This is a genomic window from Ruegeria sp. G2 (assembly GCF_056533505.1).
Map to the genome: position 1 here is coordinate 225,480 of NZ_JBQFON010000007.1, position 6,050 is coordinate 231,529.

7 protein-coding genes are annotated in these 6,050 nt (G+C 56.2%); all 7 read right to left on the reverse strand.

Annotated features, from left to right (window positions below):
* Positions 1-199 precede the first annotated feature (199 nt).
* Complete coding sequence (locus ACR0DU_RS14785; protein WP_480875557.1) at positions 200-1,234, reverse strand: fatty acid desaturase; 1,035 nt, start codon at positions 1,232-1,234, stop codon at positions 200-202.
* Positions 1,235-1,402: 168 nt separating this feature from the next.
* Entirely contained in the window at positions 1,403-1,699 is a 297-nt protein-coding gene (locus tag ACR0DU_RS14790; protein ID WP_010437040.1) for a 50S ribosomal protein L23, read from the reverse strand.
* Positions 1,696-2,313: a 50S ribosomal protein L4 gene (rplD, locus tag ACR0DU_RS14795; protein ID WP_010437039.1), complete on the reverse strand. Its 618-nt coding sequence runs from the start codon at positions 2,311-2,313 to the stop codon at positions 1,696-1,698. The genes ACR0DU_RS14790 and rplD overlap by 4 nt, the downstream gene beginning before the upstream one ends.
* Positions 2,310-3,035, reverse strand: a complete 726-nt coding sequence (rplC, locus tag ACR0DU_RS14800; protein WP_039538255.1) for a 50S ribosomal protein L3 — start codon at positions 3,033-3,035, stop codon at positions 2,310-2,312. The genes rplD and rplC overlap by 4 nt, the downstream gene beginning before the upstream one ends.
* Positions 3,036-3,053: 18 nt before the next feature.
* Positions 3,054-3,368, reverse strand: a complete 315-nt coding sequence (gene rpsJ, locus ACR0DU_RS14805) for a 30S ribosomal protein S10 (protein WP_008756422.1) — start codon at positions 3,366-3,368, stop codon at positions 3,054-3,056.
* A 175-nt stretch (positions 3,369-3,543) separates the two neighbouring features.
* On the reverse strand, positions 3,544-5,271 hold the full coding sequence (locus ACR0DU_RS14810) for an amidohydrolase (RefSeq protein WP_480875560.1): 1,728 nt from the start codon (positions 5,269-5,271) through the stop codon (positions 3,544-3,546).
* 240 nt (positions 5,272-5,511) lie between these two features.
* A partial coding sequence (locus tag ACR0DU_RS14815) for an EF-Tu C-terminal domain-related protein (protein ID WP_480875562.1) occupies positions 5,512-6,050 on the reverse strand: 539 nt, incomplete at its 5' end.

Consider the following 6,050-nt stretch of genomic DNA (forward strand, 5'->3'; position numbering starts at 1 on the left):
AGGTCTCAGTTTGCCTGCATAGGCTAGCACCGCACATTGGCGCACAAAAAAACCCTGCTATCGCGGGGGCTTTTACCTCTCGCCAATGACGGGTTCGATCAGAGACCGGTTGACACAATGATGTGTGTTCCCCACTTCCAGGGTCACAAGTGCTTTTTTGCTCTTTACCGACGGCCCAGCTGGCCGCAGAGCCTACCCATTACTCGTGAAGCGCGCGAGCCTCGGCGAAGGACAACAGGCGACGGCTCTTCTCATCCCACAGGTGCAGCCGCGCGTTGGCGAGGCTTTCTCGGATGGTCATCTGGTTGCTGTTTGCCAATTCATCATGATCGCGCAGCACTTCGGTCAGGCGGTAGAACGGGATCCGGCTGTACAGATGGTGCACGTGGTGGATGCCGATATTGGCGCTGAACCACTGCAACACCGAGGGCAAGATGTAGTGGGAACTTCCGTGCAGGGCGGCCTCGTGCAGTTGCCAGTCTTTATCGGAATCCCAGTGCGTGTCCTCGAATTGGTGCTGGACGTAGAACAGCCATACGCCTGCGGTTGCGGCAATCAGGGTCGAAGGCAGGAAAATCAACAAGACCGGCATCAGGCCGCCAAAATTATAAACAGCCAGCAAAGCAGCCAGAATGGCCACGTTTGTGCCCATCGCGCTGACCCAGAACCGCAATTTGCCGGTCAGTCCAAGTGGAAGGCGGTTCTGAAACAGGAACAGATAGCCGGGGCCAAACCCGAACAGGGTGATGGGGTGGCGGTACACGCGATACCAGAACCGGTTCATTGGCGTCTTCGCCTGATACTCGGCCACGGTAAGGGTATGGACATCGCCCATGCCGCGTTTGTCCAGATTGCCCGAGCTGTTGTGATGCGTCGAGTGCGTTCGGCGCCAGACATCATAAGGTGTAAGCGTCAGCACTCCGATCGCGCGTCCTACCCAGTCGCTGACCGTTCTGTTTTTGAAGAACGCCCCGTGCCCGCAATCATGCTGGATCGCAAACAGCCGCAGCAGGAAGGCTGCATTGAGGGCCGAAATCCCAAACGTCAGCCAATAGCTGACCGAAAGTGACATCCAGGACAGCGTCCAAAGCGCAAAGAAGGGGATGATGCTGACACCCAGCTCAAAGGAACTGCGCCACTGGTTCGGCTCGCGGTATTTGGCAAGTGTAGACACCCAATCCCGCGCCGCGGTCACATCCGGATTTTCCCGGGTCGAGTGAGAAAAGTTTGCCATACGCCTGCCATATCTTTTGTTTGTTGGGTACCGGATAGACTACCGGCCCGACTTAGCAAGCGATTTGTTCAAAACACGATCGTTCCGCGCTCAATTTTCTGTGTCGCTGCTAAAGAAAAAACCCCCGCTTTCGCGGGGGCCTTCATATCTCTCCAAAGACGGGTTCGATCAGAGACCGGTGGACACGTCGATGGTGTTACCCTCTTCCAGGGTCACATATGCTTTTTTGACGTCTTTGCGACGGCCCAGCTGGCCGCGGAACCGCTTGACCTTGCCTTTGGTTACGGTGGTGTTCACCGCTTTGACCTTCACACCAAACAGAGCCTCAACGGCCTCTTTGATTTGCGGCTTGTTGCTGTCGATCGCCACTTCAAAGACAACCGCGCCGTTTTCGGACGCCATGGTCGACTTTTCGGTGATGACCGGCTTGCGGATCACGTCGTAGTGTTCTGCCTTCGCGCTCATTTCAGACGAGCCTCCAGTGCTTCGACAGCCGCTTTGGTGAGCACCAGGGTGTCACGCTTGAGGATGTCATAGACGTTTGCGCCCATCGACGGCAGGATATCCAGACCTTCGATGTTCTTGGACGCTTTCAGGAACCCTTCGTTCACGGTCGCGCCGTCGATGACCAGAGCGCGTTTCCAGCCCAGGTTTGCAACCTGTTTGGCCAGAGCAGCGGTCTTGCCTTCGGCTTCGGCGTTTTCGATTACGACCAGTTCACCTGCCTTGGCTTTTGCCGACAGAGCGTGGCGCAGGCCAAGCTTGCGGAACTTCTTGGGCAGGTCGTGACCATGCGAACGAACCACGGGGCCTTTGTAGATACCACCACCACGGAAGATCGGCGCGTTACGGTCACCATGGCGTGCGCCACCGGTGCCTTTCTGGCGATAGATCTTCTTGGTCGAGTAGCTGGTTTCCGAACGAGTCTTCACCTTGTGGGTGCCGGCTTGCGCGTTGTTGCGCTGCCAACGGACCACACGGTGCAGGATGTCCGCACGCGGCTCGAGGCCGAACAGGTCTGCATCCAGCTCGATGTTGCCGGCTTTGCCGCCGTCCAGTTTGATTACATCAAGTTTCATGCTTCACCACCTTCCGCGGGAGCTTCTTCCGCAGGTGCTTCAGTTGCGGCACCTTTTACGGCTGCCGGGAACGGCAGACCTTCAGGTGCTTTCTTCTTGACGGCGTCCTTGACGGTGACCCAGCCCGATTTCGGTCCGGGAACGGCGCCTTTGATGAAGACCAGGTTCCGGTCGGCGTCGGTTTTGACAACTTCCAGGTTCTGGGTGGTAACACGGGCAGCACCCATGTGACCGGCCATCTTCTTGCCTTTGAACACCTTGCCCGGGTCCTGACACTGACCGGTCGAACCGTGCGAACGGTGGCTGATCGAAACACCGTGCGAGGCGCGCAGACCACCAAAGTTCCAACGCTTCATCGCACCGGCAAAGCCTTTACCGATCGAGGTACCCGAAACGTCAACTTTCTGACCTTCCAGGAAGTGTTCTGCCGAAATCTCGGCACCTACATCGATCAGGCCATCTTCGGAGACACGGAACTCGGCCAGCTTACGTTTGGGCTCAACCTTTGCAGCGGCATAGTGACCGCGCATGGCTTTCGAGGTGCGTTTTGCCTTGGCAGCACCGGCGCCCAGCTGAACGGCGGTGTAGCCGTCTTTGTCAGCGGTGCGCTGTGCAACAACCTGCAGGTTGTCCAGGTGAAGAACGGTCACAGGGATCTGCTTGCCGTCTTCCATGAACAGGCGGGTCATGCCAACTTTTTTTGCGATAATACCAGAGCGCATAATTTATACCCTCCGATCTTACGACTGCAGCTTGATCTCGACGTCCACACCAGCAGCGAGGTCGAGCTTCATCAGCGCGTCAACGGTCTGGGGGGTCGGATCAACGATGTCCAAGAGACGCTTGTGGGTGCGGATCTCGAACTGGTCGCGGGATTTCTTGTCAACGTGAGGGCCACGGAGAACCGTGAACTTCTCGATCTTGTTCGGCAGCGGGATCGGGCCGCGCACGTTCGCGCCGGTCCGCTTGGCAGTGTTGACGATCTCTTGCGTGCTGGCATCCAGAACGCGATAGTCAAATGCCTTCAGCCGAATACGGATATTTTGGCTTTGCATAGATACAGCCTTTTATCAGGCGTTGAGGTTGAGAGGAGGACAGACGCGCATCGCCAACCCTCATCGAACCCAAAAGGCGGGAATCACCCCGCCTTGATGTTCCAATAGAGAACTCGCGCGTACTATAGGTACCTGAGCATTTTGGCAAGAGGCAAACGCAGCAAAGAAAGCACTCTTATTCACCTCCGGAAACGCCATTGTTTAGCCATGGATCTTCGACCTTCATTCCCTGGTAAACCGCGTGCAGAAAGAGATGCGCAACGACTGGGTCACTGGAAAATGGCGAAAAACGCAAAATTCCTTCTCTGACACCTTCTTCAGCCTCATAGACAACCTCGTCGCCCTTCACGGTTACAAGTACTTTGAGCTCGGCTAGAGTCTCTGGATCGACTGAGGTGGGATCGTTTGACAAGATCACGAAATCCGCAACCTTTCCAACTTCGATGGACCCCTTCTCTTCTTCTTCGAAGTGCTGCCATGCGGGCCAAATAGTCATGGCCTTCAAGGCGGTCATGACATCTACCCGCTGATGCGGTCCCAAGATATCTCCGGAGCGCGTGCGACGCGTGACCGTAGCCGCAAGAACACGCATGCTGTCTGGAAAGGCCACCGGCGCATCGTGATGCGTGCCGAACATCATGTCACGTTCGCGTAGCCATCCTGTCGGAGAGATATTGTCTGCATTGACCGGCCCAACAGTATGATCTCGGTGCCAATCACCCCAGTAAAACGTATGCATCGGGAATAGCGAAGGAAACACACCAAGGCGTTTAAAACTGGCGACCTGATCCTCTCGTAGGAACTGACCGTGAACCAGAACGGGGCGGTTGCCAGCGTCGCCATACTTGATCTGCGCCTCTTCGAGCGCAGCAATCAGCATGTCAGATGCTCCTTCGCCGTTGGAATGCACAAGGATCTGGAAATCATTCTCGTAACACCAGTTCACGGCGTCCTGGAGTTGTTCCATCGTAATGGCCGCATACCCTGCGTACCCCGCGGCATAGTTTCCAACCGGATCATAGTAGGGTCGATCCCGCAAAGCCGTGAAACCCTGCGGCGAACCGTCAATTGTCAATTTGCAGCCCCCTACCCGAACCCGGTTGTCATAATCCGTCGAGGTGTTCGCTCCAATATACTCCCTCGACTCGAGAACATCCGGAAACGCTACAACGTCGATAGGAAGCCCTTCTTCTGCGGCAACTTTCCTGAGAACTTCGACGATTTCACCTGAAGATCGACCTTCTTGTCCGGTCGTATATCCAAACTTTGCCCAGAGTTCGGTCCCAGCTCGGGCAAATGCTGCCAGACCTTCCTCACCCAAATTCCCCAGCATCGGCACGAGAACCGAGAAGAACGCGTATTCTTCCAGAACTCCATTTGGTTCACCGGCTTCATCGCGTTGAATGACCCCACCCGGAGGGGCCTCCGAAGCAGCCGTGATGCCTGCCAACTCCAGCGCTTTCGAGTTTGCCACGCCTAGGTGCCCGGACTGATGAATAATGACAACGGGCAAGTCCTCGGACACCATGTCCAGCTCTTGTCGTGTTGGGTGACGGAGTTCCTTTAATTGAGCATTGTCGTAGCCGAAGCCGATGATCATTTGGACCTGTTCAACGGCCTGCGCATTCTCTTCGGCCCAGTCAGTCAGTGTGGATTGCAGACTGGCGATATCAATGACATCTCCGTCCGGTGGCGCAAGAAGGTTAGCTGACAGTGCCTGCAAACCGCCCATGACGACATGCCCGTGGCTATCAACGAAACCCGGAAGCATCGCGCGCCCTTCCAGATCATAGGTTTCGGTTTCTTCCCCCTGGTGCGCCGACAAGTCAGACAACGGACCAACCGCAAGAATGCGCCCGTCTTTGACTGCGACAGCTTCGGCGGACGGAGCCGTATCGTCCATCGTAACGATGGGCCCTCCGAGATAGATACTATCCGCAATTTCTTGTGACGATGCTGAAGTAGATGAGAAAGCAACTGCTGCGACAAGACAAATTGAACGCGCCGAAAAGTGCATCTTATGACCTCTTTCTAATTGCAATGTCTCAATACGAAAGAAGTTAGCATTACTGTTCACTTAGGCAAAAACGAAAAAGGGCGTCCCGAGGGACGCCCTTTCCAACTGATCATTCGCTTGCGCGAATTACTCGATGATTTTCGACACGACGCCGGCGCCGACGGTGCGGCCGCCTTCGCGGATGGCGAAGCGCAGGCCGTCTTCCATCGCGATCGGCGCGATCAGCTCGACGGTGAAGCCGACGTTGTCGCCAGGCATAACCATCTCGGTGCCAGCCGCCAGGGTCACGGTGCCGGTCACGTCAGTTGTACGGAAGTAGAACTGCGGACGGTAGTTCGCAAAGAACGGAGTGTGACGACCGCCTTCTTCCTTGGTCAGGATGTAGGCTTCGGCTTCGAACTTGGTGTGCGGTGTCACCGAACCCGGCTTACACAGAACCTGGCCACGCTCAACGCCGTCACGGTCGATACCGCGCAGCAGGGCGCCGATGTTGTCGCCCGCTTCACCGCGGTCCAGCAGCTTGCGGAACATTTCAACACCGGTACAGGTGGTTTTCTGAGTGTCACGGATGCCGACGATTTCGATCTCGTCGCCAACGTTGATCACGCCACGCTCAACACGACCGGTCACAACAGTACCACGACCCGAGATCGAGAACACGTCTT